At 69.6% G+C, this 19,667-nt stretch carries 12 protein-coding genes; 8 read left to right on the top strand and 4 right to left on the bottom strand.

The features are described from left to right. Positions 1-4: 4 nt before the first annotated feature. The 8 genes from BHS09_RS22805 to BHS09_RS22840 are packed head-to-tail and all read left to right on the top strand — an operon-like array spanning position 5 to position 16,245. Positions 5-406 (top strand): GPW/gp25 family protein, encoded by a 402-nt coding sequence (locus tag BHS09_RS22805; protein WP_140793188.1) that lies wholly within the window; start codon positions 5-7, stop codon positions 404-406. Further along, complete coding sequence (locus BHS09_RS22810; protein ID WP_140798983.1) at positions 407-2,749, top strand: putative baseplate assembly protein; 2,343 nt, start codon at positions 407-409, stop codon at positions 2,747-2,749. It begins immediately after the preceding gene. Next, positions 2,749-5,169: a phage tail protein gene (locus BHS09_RS22815; RefSeq protein WP_140798984.1), complete on the top strand. Its 2,421-nt coding sequence runs from the start codon at positions 2,749-2,751 to the stop codon at positions 5,167-5,169. The genes BHS09_RS22810 and BHS09_RS22815 overlap by 1 nt, the downstream gene beginning before the upstream one ends. Positions 5,170-5,174: 5 nt before the next feature. Next, positions 5,175-6,095: a hypothetical protein gene (locus BHS09_RS22820; protein WP_237079777.1), complete on the top strand. Its 921-nt coding sequence runs from the start codon at positions 5,175-5,177 to the stop codon at positions 6,093-6,095. 27 nt (positions 6,096-6,122) lie between these two features. Further along, positions 6,123-7,976 (top strand): hypothetical protein, encoded by a 1,854-nt coding sequence (locus BHS09_RS22825; protein ID WP_140798986.1) that lies wholly within the window; start codon positions 6,123-6,125, stop codon positions 7,974-7,976. A 3-nt stretch (positions 7,977-7,979) separates the two neighbouring features. Further along, positions 7,980-12,494 (top strand): DUF8189 domain-containing protein, encoded by a 4,515-nt coding sequence (locus BHS09_RS22830; protein WP_140798987.1) that lies wholly within the window; start codon positions 7,980-7,982, stop codon positions 12,492-12,494. A 14-nt stretch (positions 12,495-12,508) separates the two neighbouring features. After that, positions 12,509-14,275 carry a hypothetical protein gene (locus BHS09_RS22835; RefSeq protein ID WP_237079778.1) on the top strand — a complete coding sequence of 589 codons (1,767 nt, stop codon included), beginning with the start codon at positions 12,509-12,511 and terminating at the stop codon, positions 14,273-14,275. After that, positions 14,272-16,245, top strand: coding sequence for an ATP-binding protein (locus BHS09_RS22840; RefSeq protein WP_140798990.1), 1,974 nt, complete (start codon positions 14,272-14,274; stop codon positions 16,243-16,245). The genes BHS09_RS22835 and BHS09_RS22840 overlap by 4 nt, the downstream gene beginning before the upstream one ends. 31 nt (positions 16,246-16,276) lie before the next feature. Here BHS09_RS22840 and BHS09_RS22845 read toward each other — a convergent pair whose 3' ends face one another. The 4 genes from BHS09_RS22845 to BHS09_RS22865 all read right to left on the bottom strand — a co-directional run bounded on the left by BHS09_RS22845 (position 16,277) and on the right by BHS09_RS22865 (position 19,624). Then, the gene (locus BHS09_RS22845; protein WP_140798991.1) at positions 16,277-16,984 is read right to left on the bottom strand and encodes a RibD family protein; all 708 of its coding nucleotides are present in this window, start codon (positions 16,982-16,984) and stop codon (positions 16,277-16,279) included. Between the two features lie 232 nt (positions 16,985-17,216). Next, positions 17,217-18,212 (bottom strand): aldo/keto reductase, encoded by a 996-nt coding sequence (locus tag BHS09_RS22855; protein ID WP_140798992.1) that lies wholly within the window; start codon positions 18,210-18,212, stop codon positions 17,217-17,219. 34 nt (positions 18,213-18,246) lie between these two features. Beyond that, a complete protein-coding gene (locus BHS09_RS22860; RefSeq protein ID WP_140793208.1) occupies positions 18,247-18,987 on the bottom strand; it encodes an SDR family oxidoreductase in 741 nt (246 codons plus the stop codon). 37 nt (positions 18,988-19,024) lie between these two features. After that, positions 19,025-19,624: an efflux RND transporter permease subunit gene (locus tag BHS09_RS22865; RefSeq protein ID WP_140798993.1), complete on the bottom strand. Its 600-nt coding sequence runs from the start codon at positions 19,622-19,624 to the stop codon at positions 19,025-19,027. Between the last annotated feature and the right edge of the window lie 43 nt (positions 19,625-19,667).

Genomic DNA, 19,667 nt, shown 5'->3' on the forward strand with positions numbered 1-19,667 from the left:
CGCCATGAGCCCGAAGCTTCCCGACAGGCGCCCTCCCGTGGGCTTTCCGCTGCGGCTCGTTCCGGACGAACGCGGCGAGCTGGCGTTTCCTTCGCTGGAAGCCAGCGTGCGTCAGTCCATCGAGGTCATCCTCCGCACGCGTCCCGGCGAGCAGCTCATGCGACAGGGCTTCGGCGCCGGGCTGGAGCGGATGATGGGGCAGCCCAACACCGTATCCACCCGCCGGCGCATCCAGGAGTTGGTGCAGCGCGCGCTCACCGAGTGGGAGCCGCGCCTGGAACTCATCCGCGTGGACGTGCTGGAGCTGGCGGACCTGCCCGCCCAGGTCCGCGTGGAAATCGTCTACCGCCTGCGCCGCACGGGTGACGTGCAGCAGCTCGGGCTCGCCATGGACCTCGGAGGCTAGATGCCCATCATTCCTCCCCGACTCGACGACAGGAGCTTTCCGGACCTCGTCGAGGAGCTGCTCTCCCGCATCCCGGGCCATACCCCGGAGTGGACCCATGCCCGCGTGGGCGACCCGGGGCGCACCCTGCTGGAGCTCTTCGCCTGGCTGGCGGACTCCATCCTCTACCGCGCCAACCTGATTCCCGAGCGCCAGCGACTGGCCTTCCTTCGGCTGCTGGGCGCGAGCCTGCGTCCCGCCGAGGCCGCCAGCGGCGTGGTGAGCGTGCACTTCGACACCGAGGTGCTCCAGCCGTCCGTGTCGCTGCGGGCCTTCGCCTCGTTGCGCAAGCCCGTGCCCTTCGAAACGCTGGATGAGCTGACCGTGGTGCACCTCACCGCGGAGGCGTATCGCAAGCGCCCGCTCACGGAGACGGAGCGTCAGCAGCACGCGTCGATGCTGCCCCGGCTCGCGCAGGTCTACGGCCTGGACCCCAAGGCCCAGCACGGCTTCTACGCGACGACGCCCGTGTTCCCCCTCGGCGCCGCTGACCCGCGCGGGTTGGACCTGGTGACGGAGACGGTGGACGGAAGCCTGTGGCTCGCGCTGCTCGCCCCCAAGGCGGAACACGTGGCGGCCCTGCGCGAAGACCTGACGAAGGGGAATGGACAGGGACCTCGCGTCCTGAGCGTGGGCGTCTCCCCCGTCATGGAGGTGCCCGCCCTGTCCGAGCTGCTCGGGGCGCGTGGCCGGCTGCCGCACGTCTGGGAGGTGACGGGCACGCCCGCCGCGGACGGGTTGCCGGTCTACCACCGGATCACCGTCGTGGCGGACTCGACACAGGAGCTGTCCCGCCGGGGCGTCGTACGGCTGCTGTTGCCATCCGACCTTGGCGCGCCGGTCAATGACGTGAGGACGGACTCGCGCGCCGGCCTGGGCGACCGGCCACCCCGCCTGGACGACCCAAGGGTCGCGGCGCGCTTGGTGACCTGGCTGCGCCTGCGTCCCAGCGGAAAGCCGGAGCGCTTCGCGCTGGGCTGGGTGGACATCAACGCGGTCGAAGTGGACCAGCGCGAGACGACCGGCGGACGCCTGATTGGACAGAGCGACGGCAGCGCGGAGCAGGAGTTTCGCCTGCCCTCCGGCTCCGTGGAGCGTGCAACCTTCCAGCTCTTCATCGAAGAGCCAGGGGCGGGATACCGCGAGTGGCGGCTCATCGAAGACCTCGCGCTGGCCCGGCGCGACGAGCCCGTCTACGCCCTGGACTCCGAGGCGGGCGCCGCCCGCTGTGGTGACGGTGTGCGAGGACGCGTGCCTCCTGCGGGTGCCCAGGTGCTGGTGGCCCGGATGCGCAGCGGCGGCGGCGCCGCGGGAAATCTCCCGCCTGGCAGCCTGAAAGACATCAGCGCCTTCCGGGTCGATGGAAGCCCCGCACCGGGGCTGCGGGTGCAGCAGCCGGAGCCCACGTTGGGTGGCCGGGACGCGGAGACGCTGGCGGAGGCCGAGCGCCGCATCCCCGCGCTGCTGCGCCACGTGGACCGGGCCGTGACGGAGGAGGACTACCGGCGGCTCGCGGCGAGCACCCCCGGCGTGCAGTTGGGGCGCGTGGAGGTGCTGCCCCGCTTCGAGCCAAGGCGTCGGCGAGACGGTGTACCCGGCGTCGTCTCCGTCATGGTGTTGCCCACGGCCACGCGGCTCGAGCCGCCCTACCCGCGGGCGGACCGGCCGCTGCTGGAAGCCGTCCATGCCTACCTGGATGCGCGCCGTCCGCTCACCACCGAGCTCTACGTGATTGGCTGCGAGTACGTCCCACTGGGGCTTGGCGTGGGCATCACCGTGCGCGAGGGCTTTGGCAGGGAGACAGTGGTGCAGGCGGTGCGGCAGGCCGTGCGCCGCTTCATCTTCCCGCTGCCGGCGGGAGGCCCCACCGGAGAGGGCTGGCCGCTGGGCCGGGACGTCCAGGACCGGGAGCTCTATGTGGCGGTAGCGCAGGTCCCCGGAGTGGCCAGCATCGCCGGGGTGAGCCTCTTCGCCTGGGGAACGGTGACGCGTGTGCTGAGAGACCCTCGCCGCGCCGGAGCCACGGCCGACGTGGCGCGCTTCACGGTGGAGCCCCCTGCGCCCTCCGTCCGTCAGGCCGAGGGTCCAGTCAACCCGAGCTGGCTCCAGCTCAAGGGCAGCACCGCGACGACGCCGGTGGAGCTGTCCATCGCGGACTGGCAGCTCCCGGAGCTGCTCAAGGTGGCGGTGAATGCCGACGGGGAGGTGCCGACGATGCTCCACGGCATCGGCGATGAGGGAAGTGTTGGCATGGACTCCTCGCAGGCGGGCGTGGCGGTGCCCATGGTCCCCGAGGTCTGCTGATGGACGCCAACCGCCTCCGGTTCTACATGCTGGCGGACGCGCAGGACTGGGCCACTGAGAGCTCGGTCTCCGCGGGAGAGGTGTGCCTCTACGACGCGAAGCGCAGGACGCTCCGGCTGGGAAGTCTGGGGGAGACCCGCACCTTCGATGAAGCGCTCGACCTCGCGGTGCTCGAGCCCAGGCTCGCTCGCGTACCAGGCGCGGTGGACTCCTTCGGCACGTGGGCGTGGTGGGACGACGTGGCCGGGCAGGTGCGCGCGGCGGGCGGAGGCGCTGGCACCACCCTGCGATTCGAGCCCGCTCAGGTCGGGTTGTCCGGCGCGGTGACGGACCTGTCACCTGGAGCTGGCGGCGTCCTCTACCTCGCGGTGGCCCAGCGCGTGGTGGCGCTCCACCTGCGCAAGGTGTGGTCCGCCGTGGTGTTCCCAGCCGAGGGTATCGCCGCGCACCGCATCGCCGCGGACCCGCGGGGTGGCGCCTACGTCCTGAGCGGTCCGCCTTCCTTCGCGCCCAACGCACCTCCCGCCGTGCTCGGCCGGGTGGACGGGCAGCCGCTCCCGGACATCCTGTCCATTCCCTCAGGCGCCGGCTTGTTCCGTCCCACGGAAGAGAACCCGGACCCGCCTCGGACCCGGATGCTGGAGACGCTCGCGTGGCCTGGCGAAGTGCCGGTGGCACTCGCATGTGACACCGAGGGACGGCTGGCGGTGCTGAGCTGGGTCATGGACCCGGCGCTCGCGGGTGTCCCCGCGGACGCGGCATACGCGCGGCTGCGCTTCTACACGGGCCGCTTCTCCACGCCCGTCGCGCTGCCGGGCGTGCTGCGGCCCTTCAGTCTCGCCATCCTTCCGGACGGACGCGCCGTGGTGCTGTCGCTGCTCGACGACGGCAAGGTGGAGGCGGTGGCCTACGCGCTCCCAGCCGGTGCGTCAGAGGCGATTCCCCAGGGAGACTACTTTCCACTGCCCGGCCATGACGGGGGTCCCTTTCTCCAGGGGGCGCAGCCTCCGCACCACGCCGTCACCCCGGGGCTCGCTGACATGGCGCCTGTGCCGCTTCAAGCCCTGTCGCTGCCCCGGTGCGCCGAGCAGGGCCGCGCCACCAACCCGCCGAACCGGCCCTTCGACTCGGGCGACGGGCGCACGGTGTGGCACCGGCTGTACGTGGAGGCGCTGCTGCCCCCACGCACCGGAGTGCGCGTCTGGCTCGCCGCCACCGACGCGCCCCTCGCTCCGCCCAGCGCCTCGCCGCACTGGCACGAGCATCGCCTGGGCCTCGTCCCGGAAGCCCCTGTTCATCCAGACGTCCCGCACGGGAGCTGGGTACCGCTGCCGTCGGAGGTGCCGTTCCAACCGGGGATGCTGCCCGCGCCGCCGGCCCCGGGCGAAAGTGGCCTGTTCACCGTCCTCATCCAGCGCGCCCACACGAAGGTGCGTGCGCTCTCCGGACGGTACCTGTGGGTGCGGGTGGAGCTGTTCGGCGACGGCCGCAGGACGCCCGAAGTGGGAGCGCTGCGCGCGTATGCATCGCGCTTCTCCTACGTGGACAACTACCTGCCGTCCCTCTATCGCGAGGAGCTCTTCGGCGAGGACGCGGACACCGCCGGCCGGGCGACTCCCGCGGACTTCCTGGAGCGTTTCCTCGGCATCGTCGAGGGTGTGCTGACGCCCATCGAGGACCGCATCGCCCATGCGCACGTCCTCACCGACCCGGGGCACGTGCCTGGTGATTCGCTGGAGTGGCTCGCGAGCTGGGTAGGCCTCTCCTTCGACCCCGTCGTGGGCGAAAGCCAGCGGCGCGCGATGCTTCGGTCCGCGCCCGCGCTCGCCCGGCGGCGCGGCTGCGTCGAGGGCCTGCGCCTGGCGCTGGACCTGGTCACGGACGGCGCGGTGAACCGAGGCGCGGTGGTGGTGGTGGAGGACTTCCGGCTTCGGCGCACGCTGGCCACCATCCTCGGCGCGGACCTCGCGGACGCGGAGGACCCGTTGCTGCCGGGCCTGGCCCGGAGCGGGAACTCCTACGTGGGCGACACGCTCTTCCTCGGGGATGAGACGCGCAAGGAGTTCCTGGCCGTCTTCGGAGACGAAACGCTGCGGACCCGGGCGGAAGCGGAGGCGGTGGAGCAGCTCCTGGAGCGGCTGGCACACCGGCTCACGGTGCTGGTGCACCAGGGCACGGACACGCGGACCCTGGGCCTCATCCGGAAGGTGGCGGAGCAGGAGGCCCCCGCGCACGTGCAGGTCTCCGTCATCACCGCGAGCCGTCCGCTGCTCGTCGGAGTCGCGTCGCTGGTGGGCGTGGACACCTACGTCGGGCCCGCCCCCGCCCCCACCTCGGTGCGGGTGGGCCACAGCGTGCTGGGGCTCGCGGACGTCATCGAACGCCCGTCGAGCCTGGACCCCAGATTGGAAGGAGGTTGATGACCATGTCGCCCCCGAATGACGCCTTGCTCGACGCGGAGACGCGAGACCGGCTCCACTACGACACCGGCGTGCTCCTGGACGCGGGAGACTTCACCGCCGAGCAGACCTATCACCGAGGCCGGCTCACCCGGGCCCTGGCGTACCTCCACGGCGTCGGGACGGTGGCCGGACTCAAGGTGAGTCACCACGAGGGCACCGAGCCGGAGCATGAGGAGCTCCGGGTGTCCGCCGGGCTCGCGTTGGACCCCTTCGGCCGGTTGGTGGAAGTGCCCACGGACGCGTGTCTCAAGCTGGACCGCTGGTACTGGCAGGAGCCGCTGGAGATGGCCGACTTCGGCGTCTTCACCCCCGCCGAGTACCGGCTGAGCCCCGATGCCGCGGGCTTTCCGCCCACGGGGGTGGTGGCGGACCTCTTCCTGCGTTTCCTCCAGTGCGAGCGCGGCAAGACGCCTGCCTTCGCGGCGGGGCCCTTCGACGCCATGGACGCCGTGGTCGCCTCGCGCATTCGCGACGGCTACGAGCTGCGACTGGTGCCACGCTCCACGGCGTATCCCCCTCCGGAAGTCCCCAAGAGCCCCTTCCCGGACCCCGTGGACGAGCCAGACCCGGTGCAACGGCGCCTCAAGCTTCGGCAGGCCATCTTCAGCGCCTGGCGAGGCAGCCGCGAACAAGAGCTGGCGAAGCTGTGGAGCGACACCTTCATCCCAGCCTCGCTGCTGACGGACCCGACCCAGCCCGACCTGAAGATGAGGGATCCCGCGTGGGTCTTCCTCGCCCGCGTCGTCATCGGAGCAACGGACGTGGAGGACGTGCGCGGCACGGAGGTGCGGCCCACGCGGCAGGGGAATGTCTACGTCGACAATGACCTGAGGCCCTTCAGCCTCTCTACCGCCGCGCTCGCCCGGTGGATGGGCGTCTTCTAAGCCCGACTCTCTCGAAGGGGGATAACCGTGTTCAACCCAACCAGTGGACCCGCCCGGGAGAAGCTCACCTGGGAGACGGCACAAGCGCTGGAGACCGCCCGGGCAATGGTGCACGACGACCGGCGCGTGCGCTCTTTCTTCTTCGACGGGCGCTTCCTCACCGCGAAGGACCTCACGCGGGAGCAGAACTACTTCCTCACGCGGCAGGCAGACCTCTCACGGGCCAATGGCACCGGGGTGATGCACGGACTGACCGTCACGCCCAGCCAGGACCGAACGACGCTCACCGTCCGCCTGGGCCATGGGCTGACACCCGGCGGCGAATTGGTGGTCGTGCCTCGTGACTTGACGGGCATCCGCCTTGACGACATCCCGGAGATTCAGCGGCTGGACGCGGCCTTCGGACTCGCCCCCGTGCCGCGCGAGCTGGCGCGGAGCCGGTCTGGGTTGTACGTGCTGGTGCTGCGCCCCGTGGAGTACACGGCGAACCCGGTTGCTTCGTACCCCACGTCGCTGGGCGCCGCGCGGACCACGCAGGACGGCGACATCATCGAGGCGGTGGCGCTGACGCTCATCCCCTACCCAGACCCGGTGGGCGGCGGCACCTTCGAGACGCGCCGCGGCCGCGCGGCCCATGAAGTCTTCGCCGGTGCGGGGATGCGGAACCTCCCCGTGGACGCGCTGCCGCTGGCGATGCTGGCACTGGACCGAGGCACCCTCCGCTGGCTGGACACCTTCCTGGTGCGACGTGAGGTGGGCGCCGAACAGCGCAGCGTGGTGGGCTTCGGCGTGGCCTCGCGGGAGCTGCGTGAAGCCCACGCGCTTCAATATCAGCAGCACCTGAAGGAGGTGCTCCAGGCGCGTCGCGCAGCGGGCCAGAGCGAGCGGTTCCTCGCAAGCGAGCACTTCTTCACGCTGCCCGCCGCGGGGACCCTGCCCGCGGCGGCCATTGAGGCGGGCAGCCTCACGGAGTTCTACTTCCCGCCCGAAGTGGACGTCGAGCTGACGGTGGTGGCCGAGGACGAGCTCGGCGCCATCCTCGACGAGTCCCTTCAACTGCCCCCCATCGACCTCACGCAGACGGGCGAGGCCCTGGAGTCGGTGTCCGTCCTGGTGATGGTGCCCGTGGCGCGCCATGGCATGGCGCAGCGGCTGGAGGGCCTCCGCGAGGTGCTGCGCGCGGCGCCGCTCAAGCTGCGGGCGGCGGCGGTGGGACAGGTGGCGCGGCGGCTGCCCGCGCATGCCCTGCTGGACCTCACGCGCCGCTGGCAGGTCCAGCCCGTGCCCGAGGCGCCCGTGACAGACCTGGTGGACGCGGCGTGGAGCGAGCTGCTCTCCGGCTCGCGGACCCTCTGGTATGCCTGCCGTCGCAGCCTGCCGTACCACCACTCCGCGGCGGGCCAGCCGCTGCCCGAGCCGGAGGACCACGACGGCGAGCAGCACTTCGAGGAGCTCGTGAAGAAGCTCCGGCAGGCGGAGCTCTATGACGAGTTCTCCGCCCTGCCCCAGCGCGGCACCGCCATGGCCATTGGACAGCTCGTTCCCGTGCTCAACACGCTCGCCCACGGAACCACGCGATGGCAGTTCGCGGGCCTGGCCTCCGCCACGCTGCGGCTGGAGCGCCTCCAGCACAAGGAGTACATGGCCGCGCTCAACCGCTTCCCTGCCACCGTCAAGCAGGGCCTGGCGAGGCTCGAGGCGGCACCCAGCCTCCTGAACGTGCCGCTGGCCACCCTGGCCGCGTCCTACCGGATGCCGGACATCGGGGCCTACGTGATGACGCTCACCGCCGCGGCCTACGCCACGTTCGTGACGGAGCTGAAGAAGCTGCTGGATGAAGGCGTGTCGCTCGACGAGGCGTTCCTGGCGCTGCGGAGCTGAGAGATGATCACCAAGCCGATTGCGGATCCACTGGCCAACGAACATGTGCTCCGCGTGGAGCCACGCATGGCGCCCTTCGGCGTGGACGCCGAGTGGCGGAGGAGGGCCCACTTCTTCACGGGACGCGCCGTGTCGGCGGACGCGCTCGCGCTGGAACAGGAACATCGCGCGGGGAGGCTCGCGCTCCTGGGCCAGCACCTCACGCCGGGCATCGTCGCCGGGCTGGAGGTGCATCTGGAGCGGGTGGGCACGCAGACCTTCATTCATGTCCGGCCCGGCAACGGCATCGCCGTGACAGGCGAGGACGTCATCGTCCGCCGGCAGCTCCGCGCCCCGCTGGGAAAGATTCCCCTCTTCCCAGGAGACCGGGACCCTTCCACGTTCTCCCTGGAGGCACTCGCCAACGAGGAGCCCCCCGCGGACCCTCCGCCGTTTCCCAAAGCCGCGGTACTGGTGCTGGTCCCCACCACGTCCGTGCTGACGCCACCGGCCTCGCAGACGGGCGCCTGCGAGGTGGACCCGGAGTCCTATGCCTTCGAGGACGCGGTGCGCACGGAAGGCGCGGCGCTGGTGCTCTGGGGCTGGCCCGAGGGCTGGTACATGCCGCAGGACTACTCCCTGCGCTGGCGCAGCCGGCTGGTGTACAGCCTCTTCGAGCGGGAACGCCGTCGCCGGAGTGGACAGCTCGCCCCCTGGGAGCACGCGGGCGTTCCACTTGGACTGATGGGCTTCGGGGAGGGTCCGGACGGTCCCGAGGCGTTGTTCGTCGACCGGCATGCGGTGGCGCGGGCGGGTGGACTGCCACGCGCGCGCACGGCGTTGCTGAAATCCCGCGGCTCGCCCGTGCTGTGGCAGGCGCGCATCCTCCAGTTCAACGACCACCTGGCGGAGCTTCCCCCAGAGCGGCTCGCCCAGGACAAGGCCATCCTCTACTTCCGCCGCCTGCCGCCCGTGGGCGTGCTGCCTCCGGATGCCGTGGACTACCGCGCATGGACGCGGCGCTTCTTCCCCGACCGGTTCGAGTTGGAGGCGGTCCCCATTCCACTGGAACAGCTCGACACGGTGGCGATGGCCAGCGCGGCCCTGGAGCCGTTGGACATCACCCGAGAGGAGCGCGTTCGCATCCTCGTCCCCGTGCCTGGCGCCGTCTATGAGCCGGGGCTGCTGCATGACGCACCGCTGGACCCCGCCTTCCTCGCTGCCATCGAAGAAGGACTTCAGCGCCTGGGCGGATGGCTGAAGCGGCGCATCGTCGTGCGTGCACGGATGAGCACCCTCAAGGACAACCTGTACGGCGCCACCGGCAAGCACTTTCCCCTGGTGGACCCGGAAGCCGACCCGGACGAGGCGCGCTACATCCCCGCCGCCGACCCGACGAACCCCACCGAAGAGGATTACGGAACGTCGGGTGAGACGGTGCCCTCGGCCGAGGCCTACCTCCAGAACCACTTCGAGCCGTCCTGGGGGTTGGCCGTCGATGCGCGCTCCGATTTGCTGCCTCGGCCGCAGGGAGACCCGACGCCCCGGCAGGAGTTCGCCGGACAGCTCACCTCCGCGCCCGTGGTCATCTCCACCGAGGACCGGGCGCATGTGTTGTTCCGGGGACCGTTCTGGACGCTGGGCTACCGGACCTTCGACGGCCGGGCGTGGAGCAAGGTGACGCCCGTGCTTCAGGGCAGGGTCAGGTCACGCTCGGTGCCCGTCGCGGCGATGTGGCCGCGCGGGCGGCTGGACGTCTACTTCCGGGACGACCAGGGCAACCTGCACAACACCTACCTGGACACCCGTGTCAGCAATCAGCCCTGGAGCAGCCCTCGCGTGCTGGCGAGCGACGTCATGGGAGATGCCGCCGCGGTGTCTCCCTCCGAGGGACGCACGGACGTCTTCTACCAGGCCCTCCGAGGGCAGGTCCTCTCACTCTGGTGGATGACCGTCACTGCCTCACGCGTCATCCGGCCGAAGCCCTTTGAGACGCCGCTCGCGTTCAAGGGCGAGCCCATCTCGGCGGTGGTGTCACGGGGCCAGCTCATGGCCTTCCTCCTGGACGCCCAGCGCAACATCCAGCAGGTCACCGTCTCCCCGGACCCCACGCACGGCGCGGTGGTCTGGACCAACCACTCGCTGGGCCGGGAGATTCGCTGGCTCAAGGCCTGCGCCTCACCGGATGACGGCACCGTGGATCTGGTCGCGCTCACGGGCAGCTCCCTGCTGCACCGGCGCTTCAACGGTTTGGTGTGGAGCGAGTGGAAGGACCTGGGCGGCAGCCATTCGCTCACCGCCGCGCTGTCCGCGCCAGGCAAGGGCGTGCTGGATGTCCTGTCCCGAGCGGTCAACGGACGCATCCGGTACGCCCGGTTCGATGGCACCACCTGGACGCCCTGGAAGACGCTCGGCACCGAGGTGGCACGCTCCGCGCCCGCGGCCATCCGCCGCGGCGACCAACTGGATGTGATTGTCAGGGCGCGTGAGAACCTCCTGTGGCATCGGCCGGTGCGCTCGCCCCTCCACACCACCCAGCGAACCCTGGGCCTGCGTGGGCTGATGCGCGACCTGTCCAACCGGATCCAGCGAGTCGACGAGGCCGTGGACGCGGCCTTCCTTCAGGTCCAGTCGGAAATCCATCGCGTCCGCCAGCTCATGCTGGGCAGCACCAACTCCGCCGTGATGACGGCGTCTCCCGTCCTGACCGACGTCGCGCAGGCAGAGACGCGTGTCGCCACATTGACGGACGTGGAGAAGTTCATCGGGGTCCTGAACGCGAAGCGCAAGGTGAGCTGGTCCACGGTCCGCTACCTGGATCAATCCAACCTCCGGGACCGGCTCCTCAAGGTATCGCCCGTCATCGGCACGCTTCACTCGGCGATGGCCATCAAGCGAGAGGTGCTCGGGAAGCTGTTCACGTTGCTCTCCGGCATGGAGTTCAACCTCGAGGCCGTGCAGGTCCCCAACGTGAAGGTTCCCCCGTGGCGGAGGTCGCGCGTGCCACCGGTGACCGGAGAGCCAACGCCCCCCCCGGAGCCGCGCATCGGCATTCCGTTGAGCGAGCTGCGTGCCCTGACCGCGGAGGATTGGAACCTGGTGTTCACCGATTACGTGGCGCCCAAGGTGCCCACGCGGGCGGAAGAGGCCACCTACTTCTCCATGTCCGTGGCCCAGCTCGAAGACGTGCTGGCCGTACTGCGGAACCTCGAGGACCGCGTCATGCAATACCGGGAGGCCCTGGAGGAAGGCGGGCGCCTGGTGAGCGTGCTCCAGGCCCATGAGACACGGGGAGGCGAGCGCCTGTCGGTGATTGGCACTGAAGTCTCCGAGTCCCGCCAGGACGTCATGGTGGCGCGCGCGCTCCTGGCCGAGGAGCAGGCCCGACTGCAACGCATCAACGAACGACGCACCCAGGTGCTGCGCGAGCACGTTCGCTTCCTCGTCTACCACCGGCCGAGAGAGCAGGTCCTGGACCGCGCCACGCCCGTCCGCGCGTTGGACACCGGCATCTACGAGTCGGAGCTGCCCGCGGCGCTCGCGGAGACACGCGCCGCGCCTCCAGAACTCTGGGCCCTCATCCAGCTCCTGCGCGACGCCCCGCTAGACTGGTTCGCGCAGGGACCATTGCTGTTCCAGCGCCTGGACCGGCTGGACCTCGTCCACCGGACACTGGAAGGGGCTCGGCAGCGCGCCACGGTGCGCGTGCCGCCCGCCCTGCCCCAGATCACCCGCGCGCCCAGCCGCTCGGGTGAAGGCGTGAGCCGTGTCTTCACCGCGCAGAGCCAGATTGTCTCCCAGGCCAGGGTCGTCACCGCGACGCTGGAGCTGGCCAGCCTCGTCCACCGCGGCTGGGCGGAGCTGGTGAAGCTGGCGTTGCCCATCACCTCGTTCGGCGACCTGATGGACACCGCGCACGGGCGGCCGGACGTCGCACAAGCCGCGGCCCGCGAGTTGGAGAACACCGCCAAGGTGGCCACGTACCTCTACTTCCTCTTCGGCGAGGTGCCTCCACGCGTCCGGATGGAATGGGCGTCGATGCTCAGCGAGTATGACGCGCCGTGGGACCTGAGGGACCTGGCCCGGCTGCCCCAGTGGAACACGCTGGAAGTCACGAGCCGGCGCCAGCTTCAGGAGTTGGTGGACTGGCTCTTCGCACAGATGAACCCGTCACGCACCGAGGCCGTGGCGCTGATGAACGACCTGGTGCGCTCGGCGCTGCTGCTCGCGAGCCACGCCCCCGTGGGAGAAATCGTCGCCGGGCACCTGCCGAAGCCAGCTCCGGCCAGGGTGGGAACGGTGCTGGACCTGCAAGTGGACCCATCGCGCATCCGAGTGGGCACCCATGTGCTGCTCGCATCCGGCGTTCACACGGTCCAGGCCGTGGTGGAGGACCTGGGCACCGGCATGGCCCGCGCGCGCGTCTTCTCCACGAGCGCGGCCAGCGTGAACCTCGCGGAGAAGACGGTGGCGAAGTTCTCCGAGCCCGAGCAGCGAGGCGGCCTGCTCCCGACGCCGCGACGGACACTGCTCCGGTGACCGCGGAACGGCGAGTGCGCAAGGTGAAGCTCGCGGCGGCCAGCCCCGCGCTCGTCCGACGAGGGGCTGTCCTCCTGGAGGATGCACTGCGCACCGCATCCCTTCCGGATGCGCCCGGGGGCCGAGTGCTGGTCATCCGCCAGCTGTCGCTCGGAACGATTCACGCGGACCGCAGCCCGGCCACGCTCTCGCTCGCCGTGGAGCAACGCGTGCGCGAGCTGGCGCTGCTCGCGGTGCATGCGAGGTCGCAGTCCGCCGCCACCGCGCAGGCGGTCTACTTCCAGGATGAACTGGAACCCTTCGTGATGCTGGCCACCCGGCTTGCCCAAGGGTTGCCCCTGGACGCCTGGTTCTGGCGGTTGGCCGTTCCTGATCTGCACCCGGGGACGTCCCGAGACGAGGCGCTCCGCCTCGCGCTCGCCAGCGCCTTGCGGACGAGGCCTGGCCATGCCGCCGGGGTGACGCTCGTCTCCGAGCTGCACGCGCTCGGCGCACTGGCCCCTCTGTTGGGCGCGCTGCGATGGCAGGATGGACCCGCGCTTGCCCGAGCCTGGTGGGGGCACCTGCCGTCCCGCCCGGCGCCGCGGCTGCCCTTGGACGACGTGGGCTCGACGGAGCAGGTCTCCGAACCGCTCCGGAGTACGCTCGCTCGCTGGGCACGAGCCTGGGGAGCCGGCGACGCCCGTGCCTTGTGGCTGGCCGCGGTGGCGCTCTGCACACGCATGCCATCCCGGGTAGCCGCGCCCGATCTTCCGTCGAGGGCATGGCGGGTGCTGGGGGCGCTCCAGGCTTCCCCTACGGCACACCTGCCCACTCCACGGGAACCGCTCGAACAAGCCCCTCCGAAGCCGGACGCACGCACTGTCCCCGCCGCTACGGGCGTGGTTCCGGGCATCGCCGCGTCGTCACCTCCATCGCCGCGGGCTCTTTCCGGCGCGCCTTCTTCCGACGACGTAACGAAGCCCCTGCAAGCCACACCCGCGTCTCCGGTGGGTGCGACTGCGGCTCCGCGGCGGATGGCGCGTCCCGCGACTGAGGACACCGACGGGGCGCCCGGAGACATCGGAACCACGCCTCAGGACACGCCCCTGCGCTACGTGACGGAGGAAGCGCTCCCCACAGCCGCTGGGGGGCTGCTCTTCCTCGTGCCCATGCTGAACGCACTGGGCCTCGAGGAGTTCCTTGCGGGCCACCCGGCCCTTGCCGACCTTGGAATCCCGGAGCGCTTCCTCCGTCACGTCGCTGAGCGCCTGGGTGTTCCCTCGACGGACCCATTGTTCCGCGTGCTCCAAGAGGCCGCGGCGCCGTTGCCCGAGCCCAACCCCTTCGTCCTCCCCGGGCGCTTCCAGGCAGGCGTCGGCGCGCGAGCACCGTTCCGTCTCGTCCGCGAACCCACCGGGCGCTGCGTTGCCTTCGATGCACGAACCCGGGTACCGCTCGCCTCGACGTCTCACGCGGAAGCGCTGCCCCCACCCTTCGACCGATGCCTCACGACGCCCCTGGCGCATCGACTCCCCTGGGATGACGCCACCCTCATGCTGCGCGCGGCCCTCCTCGCGGTGGGCCGCGTCACGCGACGACTGGCACACATGGGACTGAGAGCGCTCGTCCTCCGTCCCGGACGTCTCGTCGCGACACGCACGCATCTGGACATCGTCTTCGCTTCCTCGCTGGTGGATATCCGCATCCGCCGCCCGGGGCTCGACATCAACCCGGGCTGGGTTCCCTGGCTCGCCCGCGTCATCCAGTACCACTATCAATACGACGAGACCGGAGCATGACGACGTCCTCCCTGCCCCTTCGCACCACGGTCCTCGCGGCGTTGGCCCTCACACAGGAGGACTCAGGGGATGGAGAGGCCATCGAGCTACGCTTCCTGCGACAACACCTGGATGCAACAGGGCGGGACTGGGTCGCTCGCGCTCGGGAGCGCCTCACGCGTCCGGGTTCCGAGGATGCTGGACTCGTCATGCTCGGCGAAGCGCTCGGGCTCTCCCTGGTGGAACTCCTGGCAGTGGTCCTGGTCGCTGCCGTCGAGCAGGACCCGATGGTGGGCCGGGCCGTCGCGTACCTTCAAGCGCCCGTGGGGGCCTCCCGACCAACGCTGGGACTGGTTTCCAGCGCGCTGGCGCCGGCCGCTTCCGGAAGCCAGGAGGCCCTGCTCCTTCTCACCGCCGGAGCGGCACTGGGCAGTGGGCTGCTGACACGCCTCCGGGAGGAGCTGCCACTGTGTGAACAAACGCTGGCCATGCCGCTGCCGCTCTTCCTGGCGCTGTCCGGCCACGACGTCACCTGGCCTGGGGCAACGCTCGGCTCGGCCCGCCACATGGAAGTACCGCTGCCCCCCTCCATCATGGATGGCGTGCACCGGTATGCGCGCTTTCTCGCAGACAAGCCTCGGTCGACCCTCGTGCTGCGCGGCACGTCCCTCTCTGAAACCCGCACCGTGGCGGCCGCGGTCGCAATGTCGCTCGGGCGCGCACCCCTCTTCCTCGGAGCAGAGCAACAGCCGGGATTGGGGCCCTTCCTGCTTCAGCGAGGACTGCTCCCCATCCATGTCCACGAGCTCGGGCCCGGTGAGCGGAAGGTCCTTCCCAACCTGCCGTACTACGGCGGCCCTGTGCTGGCCATCACCGGTCCAGAGGGCACGCTCGACGCTGCGGACCGCGCGGTGTTGCGCTGGTCCGTTCCACGACCTCCCAGCGATGAACGGCGAGCACTGTGGGAGTCCTCATTGGGTGCACCGGAGCTCGCGGAGGAGCTGGCCCGACGGCACCGCCAGGGAGCAGGACGGATTGCCCAACTTGGCCGGCTGGCGCGACAGAAGGCAAAGCTGGATGGGCGGCCGGAGCCCGAGCTTGAGGACGTGCTCGCAGCGGCGTGGGTGGCGGAATCCGAGGGCATGAGCACGCTCGCGGAGCCCTTGATGGACGCCATCCACGACGACGCCATCGTCCTCGTGCCCCAGGTGAAACGAGAACTGGAGCTGCTCCTGGCGCGGTGCCGCGCTCGGGACGATCTGGTCCACGGCCTGGGCCCCTCCGCGACGGTGCGCTATCGCGCGGGTGTCCGGGCACTCTTCATGGGCGCGTCGGGCACGGGCAAGACGCTCGCCGCGGGCTGGTTGGCCACGAAACTCGGACTGCCGCTCTACCGCGTGGACTTGGCCTCAGTGACCAGCAAGTACATTGGTGAGACGGAGAAGAACCTCTCGCAGCTCTTCGCGCGGGCCGAGCATGCCGACCTGGTGCTGCTCTTCGATGAGGCGGACTCGCTCTTCGCCAAGCGCACCGACGTGAAGGACTCGAACGACCGGTTCGCCAACGCACAGACGAACTACCTGCTCCAGCGAATCGAGGCGTTCGACGGCGTGGCCATCCTGACCAGCAACAGCAAGAGCCGGTTCGATTCAGCCTTTACGCGCCGCCTCGATGCCATCATCGACTTCACCCTGCCCGGACCCGCCGAGCGGCGCGCGCTCTGGACCACGCACCTGGGCATGGCGCACGAACTTCCCGCCAAGGAATTGAGCCGACTGGCGGCGACAGCTGACCTGGCCGGAGGGCAGATTCGCAACGTGGTGTTGACGGCCGCGCTCATTGCGCGTGAGGCGGGACGCTCCATCCAACCACCGGACATCATCGAGGCGCTCGTGCATGAGTACCGGAAGCAGGGCCGCGAGCCCCCATCCGAGCTCCGCACCACGCCCCAGGGTACCGCTGGCGGCGCCCGCGACACATGGCGCCGCTAGCGTGGCAGTCCACCCGGCCCCCTTCTGCTCATCACCTCTTCGATGCTGATTTGCGCACCTTGTATTTCAGCCAGAGCATGTCGCCCTTCCGCGGCTCGGCGGAGACCAGCTTCAGATGGCGGACCGGTCCCCTGCCCTCGCCCGCATCGAATAGCGAAGGCGTTCCGATGGAGCCATCCGCGATGGGAGCCATCAGCACGCTCAGCTCGTCAATCAGGTCCGCGACCAGGAAGGAGCCGTTGATCTTGCCGCCGCCCTCCAGGAGCAACCGCTTGATGCCGAAGTCCTTCCGGAGCTTTTCGAGCACCCGCTTCAGGTTCAGCTCCGTCTTTCCGCCAAACAGGTAGGAGACGCCCTTTGATTGGAGGAAGGCCAGGTAGTCGTCAGAGACCTGCTCTGTGAGAATGGTGATGACGTGCTCGTCATCGATGGAGCCCGACTTCCAGGTGAGCTTGCCCGAGGGGTCCAGCGCGATGGCGTAGGACTCCGCGTCGCGCCTCGCGATGAAGTCCGTCCTCGGAATCGGCTGCCCTGCCTTGCGTACTGGAACCTTCGCCTTCCCCGCGTAGGGCTCCATCGAAATCCGGCCAATCATCCAGGCGTCGGCGTCGAACGTCTCCGCCGTCCGCTCGTACTCAGACAGGGCGCGCGACGAGAGCTTCCAGCCCGTCGTGACGATGCGCCCATCGACGGAGGGCACCATGTGGCAAATCACGTACGGGCGCTTCGCTCTGCTCATCTGCTGTCTCCTCGGACTTTGGGCGCGGTCGTCAGGGTGACGTCTTCTGCGTCTGTCCCAGCGGGTGCGTATGCCATGCGGTCCGCGCGCACGGCTCGAACGTGACGCTCGCACCGAATCCACGCGCGGGCGCGGGTGCTTGGAACAAGGGGTCGATTCGCACGTTTCCCGTGAAGCTCTCGGCAGGACCTTTGCTCGACGGCTGGGTGCCGTTTCGTTTGATGTCCATGGCTCAGCGCCCCGTGACTTTCTCCAGCGCCTCCGGATAGCGAGCGCCCTGGACGGTGATTTTCGAAGCCGCGTCGTTGATTTCCTGGAGGTCTTGCGGCGACAGCTCGATGTCGGCCGCGCCGAGGTTCTCCTCGAGCCGACTCTGCTTCGTGGTGCCCGGGATGGGCGCAATCCAGGGCTTCTGGGCGAGCAACCACGCGATGGCAATCTGCGCAGGTGTCGCCTTCTTCTTGGCGCTGACTGTCTGCAGCAGCTCGACCAGCGTCTGATTCGCCTTCCGGGCCTCGGGCGTGAAACGTGGGACGATGTTGCGGAAGTCGTCCTTGGAGAACGAGGTCTTGTCGTCAATCTTCCCGGTCAGGAAGCCCTTGCCGAGCGGACTAAAGGGAACGAAGCCGATGCCGAGTTCCTCCAGCGTCGGCAACACCTCCTCCTCCGGCTTCCGCCACCAGAGTGAGTACTCGCTCTGCAACGCGGTCACCGGCTGAACCGCGTGCGCGCGCCGGATGGTCTGCACACCCGCTTCGGACAGCCCGAAGTGCTTGACCTTGCCTTCGCGAATCAGATCCTTCACCGCGCCCGCGACGTCCTCGATGGGCACTTCCGGGTCCACGCGGTGCTGGTAGAAGAGGTCGATGGCATCGACCTTGAGCCGCCTGAGTGAGGCCTCGGCGACGGCCTTGATGTGCTCGGGCCGGCTGTCGAAGCCGCTCCACCTCGCTTCGCCGGGGACGGCCGGCTTGAAGCCGAACTTGGTGGCGATGACCACCTTTCCTCGGAACGGCGCCAAGGCCTCGCCCACCAGTTCCTCATTCGTGAGGGGGCCATACACTTCGGCGGTGTCGAAGAAGGTGACACCGCGTTCCACCGCGGCGTGGATGAGCTTGATCATCGCCTGCCGGTCCGCGGGCGGGCCGTAGCCGAAGCTCATGCCCATGCAGCCAAGACCGATGGCGGAGACCTCGAGATTCCCTTTCCCAAGCTTGCGCTTTTTCATGATGGGCTCTCCTTGAAAGTTCGCGTGTGAGGACTCACAGCACCTGCTTCGTGGGACGCAGCAGGACCTCGTTGATGTCCACGTCGGCGGGTTGCTCGATGGCGAAGGCGATGGCCCTCGCGACGGAGTCCGCGGGAATCGCTAACTGCTGGTACATCTCCTTCACGCTGGCGGCGGTCTCCGGGTCCGAGCTCCCCATGGGCAGTTCGGACTGCACCGCGCCCGGGGAGATGATGGTCGTGCGGATGGAACCACCCACCTCCTGCCGCAGACCTTCAGAGATGGCGCGCACGGCGAACTTGGTACCAGCGTACACCGCGGCGCCCATGCTGACCTTGTGCCCCGCCACCGAGGAGATGTTGATGAAGTGGCCGCTGTTCTGCCGCTGGAACACCGGGAGCGCCGCGGCGATGCCGTAGAGGACACCCTTGATGTTGGTGTCGACCATCCGGTCCCACTCGTCCACCAGCGTCTTCGCCACCGGCGCGAGCGACATCAGGCCCGCGTTGTTCACCAGGACGTCGATGCGTCCGAACCTGTCGACCGCGGCCTGGATGAACGCCGCGACCTCGGCTCGCTTCGTGACATCCACCGCCCGGGCACTCGCCTGTCCGCCTCCCCGCTCGATGTCCGCCACCACGGCGGCGAGCTTGTCCGTTCGCCGCGCGCCGAGGAATACCTTCGCGCCTCGGGAAGCGAGGTGACGGGCGGTCTCCGCGCCCAGCCCGCTGCTGGCCCCCGTGATGACGACGACCTTCCCTTGAATGCTCGACATCTTCCTTCTCCTGGCTTCGGGACACTGCGTCCCGCGTCTACGAAGAGAAGTACGCACCGCCCTCGCCCCCGACTACACGCCGATGCGGCGATAGGCCTTGAAGGCACGCTGAAGAATCCGACGCGCTGCTCGACCGCCCCGACGCGGCGAGCAGCCGCTGTGACGTCGTGGGAAGGCACGCGTCATGAAGGCCCAAGGCGCCCGGCAATCCCAGGGGCACCGAGAGAATGACGACCAGCGGCAGGGTGAAGCTCTCGTACTGGGCGGAGAGCACGAGGAAGACGAGGAGCAGGCCGAGCCCGAAGAGGACGAGCGGCTGCCCACCACGCTCCTGCTGCTCCAGCAAGAGGCCGGACCTCGCCGTGCTCGTGCCCGGTGGCGACACCTGCGCGGCCCGTTCCTGCATGGCGGCCATGGCCCGCCCGAACGACACCCCAGGCGCCACCTGTCCGCTGAGTTCCGCCGAGCGGGAAAGGATAAGGGGATGCGGTGTGCCTTCGAGCGCAGCCAGGGCCGCGGCGCGCCCGGTGTCGCTGAGTCGTTCACGGAACGTCGGGGGCGAACTGGCAGCGGACGCGCGCGTCAGGCCTTCAGGCTCGCCATGTCGATGACGAAGCGGTAGCGGACGTTTGGCCACCTACCGCAAGCGCTGAACGGACGCGAAGCGCGTCATCCTGCTC

Source organism: Myxococcus xanthus, from assembly GCF_006402735.1.
GTDB classification, from domain to species: domain Bacteria; phylum Myxococcota; class Myxococcia; order Myxococcales; family Myxococcaceae; genus Myxococcus; species Myxococcus xanthus_A.

What these genes read in the sequence shown, in the direction of transcription:
- BHS09_RS22805 (WP_140793188.1), top strand. Translation starts at nt 5, where the DNA reads ATGAGCCCGAAGCTTCCCGACAGGCGCCCTCCCGTGGGCTTTCCGCTG.
- BHS09_RS22810 (WP_140798983.1), top strand. Translation starts at nt 407, where the DNA reads ATGCCCATCATTCCTCCCCGACTCGACGACAGGAGCTTTCCGGACCTC.
- BHS09_RS22815 (WP_140798984.1), top strand. Translation starts at nt 2,749, where the DNA reads ATGGACGCCAACCGCCTCCGGTTCTACATGCTGGCGGACGCGCAGGAC.
- BHS09_RS22820 (WP_237079777.1), top strand. Translation starts at nt 5,175, where the DNA reads ATGTCGCCCCCGAATGACGCCTTGCTCGACGCGGAGACGCGAGACCGG.
- BHS09_RS22830 (WP_140798987.1), top strand. Translation starts at nt 7,980, where the DNA reads ATGATCACCAAGCCGATTGCGGATCCACTGGCCAACGAACATGTGCTC.
- BHS09_RS22840 (WP_140798990.1), top strand. Translation starts at nt 14,272, where the DNA reads ATGACGACGTCCTCCCTGCCCCTTCGCACCACGGTCCTCGCGGCGTTG.
- BHS09_RS22845 (WP_140798991.1), bottom strand. Translation starts at nt 16,984, where the DNA reads ATGAGCAGAGCGAAGCGCCCGTACGTGATTTGCCACATGGTGCCCTCC.
- BHS09_RS22855 (WP_140798992.1), bottom strand. Translation starts at nt 18,212, where the DNA reads ATGAAAAAGCGCAAGCTTGGGAAAGGGAATCTCGAGGTCTCCGCCATC.
- BHS09_RS22860 (WP_140793208.1), bottom strand. Translation starts at nt 18,987, where the DNA reads ATGTCGAGCATTCAAGGGAAGGTCGTCGTCATCACGGGGGCCAGCAGC.